Origin of the sequence: Escherichia sp. WS1152 (assembly GCF_046487665.1) — a bacterium.
GTDB classification, from domain to species: Bacteria; Pseudomonadota; Gammaproteobacteria; order Enterobacterales; family Enterobacteriaceae; genus Escherichia; species Escherichia coli.
In genome coordinates this window covers 1-1,406 of record NZ_JBJQJA010000054.1, presented here as the reverse complement: position 1 = coordinate 1,406, position 1,406 = coordinate 1, and the positions used below count along the sequence as shown (strand labels likewise).

The 1,406-nt window shown below is 56.3% G+C and carries 2 protein-coding genes; one reads left to right on the top strand and one right to left on the bottom strand.

Annotation, left to right across the window (positions count from 1 at the left end; all coding sequences use genetic code 11):
* Positions 1-344: hypothetical protein (locus ACJHW7_RS25250; protein ID WP_347815384.1), on the top strand; the 344-nt coding region annotated here is incomplete at its 5' end.
* On the opposite strand, the gene aac(3)-IId is transcribed toward ACJHW7_RS25250, so the two are convergent.
* Positions 336-1,196, bottom strand: coding sequence for an aminoglycoside N-acetyltransferase AAC(3)-IId (gene aac(3)-IId / locus ACJHW7_RS25245; RefSeq protein WP_000557454.1), 861 nt, complete (start codon positions 1,194-1,196; stop codon positions 336-338). The genes ACJHW7_RS25250 and aac(3)-IId overlap by 9 nt on opposite strands.
* Positions 1,197-1,406: the final 210 nt, after the last annotated feature.

Below are 1,406 nucleotides of genomic sequence, written 5' to 3'. Positions count from 1 at the left end.
CACAGAATGATGTCACGCTGAAAATGCCGGCCTTTGAATGGGTTCATGTGCAGCTCCATCAGCAAAAGGGGATGATAAGTTTATCACCACCGACTATTTGCAACAGTGCCATTCCTTCGAATCTCCCTGACCGCCGCGATCGTAAGTCCCCTCCACAAGGGGAGATCCTGATAGTCTCCGCTCGCTGGCATGGGGACCGTTTCTTTCACCACGAACCCGATTTCCTCGGGGTCAAAGATCAGCGATTTGGAACGCCGATCGCGCAGCCGCTTAGCGAGCGTCGTCTTTCCGGCGCCGAAAGGTCCGTTGATCCAGATTATCATTGTCGACGGCCTCTAACCTGAAGGCTCGCAAGAGCGCTCGACGGCCTCGTGCGGAGGCACGATCGGAGTGGTTCCGAAATGCTTCTCAAGATAGGTGACGCCGAACGTCACGATGTCCTGCGCGTCGAACAGGTAGCACTGAGCAAAGCCCACGACACCTTCTCGATGGCGACCGAGCTTCACGTAAGCATTTGCTATAGTTTCAACCGCATCCGGCTTTCCTTCGATAGCAAAGCAATCGAGAATGCCGTTTGAATCGTAATCCGATGCCGTTTTCCAGGCGACTTCACCGTCTCTTCCAAGCATCGGCATCTCATACGTCACCCACCGTTTGTTGGGGATATCGGCAACCGCCTCGGCGTAGTGCAATGCGGTAACGGAGTTTAGCGGCGCACCCAACAGCAGGGCCTTCCCGCCAAGGCGAACGAACCGCTCGACGGGCGATCCTTCCCCCAAGGCGTGACCGAGTTCGTGAGGCTCCGTCAGCGTTTCAGCCAGCGGACCAACCGCGACCATCGATGCATCGGGGTGCGCGCTGCGCCGCGCGCCGGGGGCTTGAACCAGAAATTGATTCAGCAGGCCGAACCCACGGTAAGTCCCGGCTGTTGCGGGATCGAACGGCAGCCAGGTACGGCGGGCTTCGTCATCCAGCCGAGCGCCATTCAGAGTCTCCTCGTAGGGTGATCGGTCCCACGACGCGTATCCCATCACAGTGCCAGTCGGCCCAACCGCGGAGCGTAACGCGGCAACGACCGTCTCCGCTCCTCCTTCGACCGGACCAATCGCTTTAAGTGAGGCATGCACCATCAAGAGGTCACCGGTTTGGACTCCGAGTTTTTGAAGCGCCTCCGTTATTGCCTTCCGCGTATGCATCGCGATATCTCCTCTAAACTGCAAAACACTATACGGGGTCTGACGCTCAGTGGAACGAAAACTCACGTTAAGGGATTTTGGTCATGAGATTATCAAAAAGGAGGCACTGTTGCAAATAGTCGGTGGTGATAAACTTATCATCCCCTTTTGCTGATGGAGCTGCACATGAACCCATTCAAAGGCCGGCATTTTCAGCGTGACATCATTCTG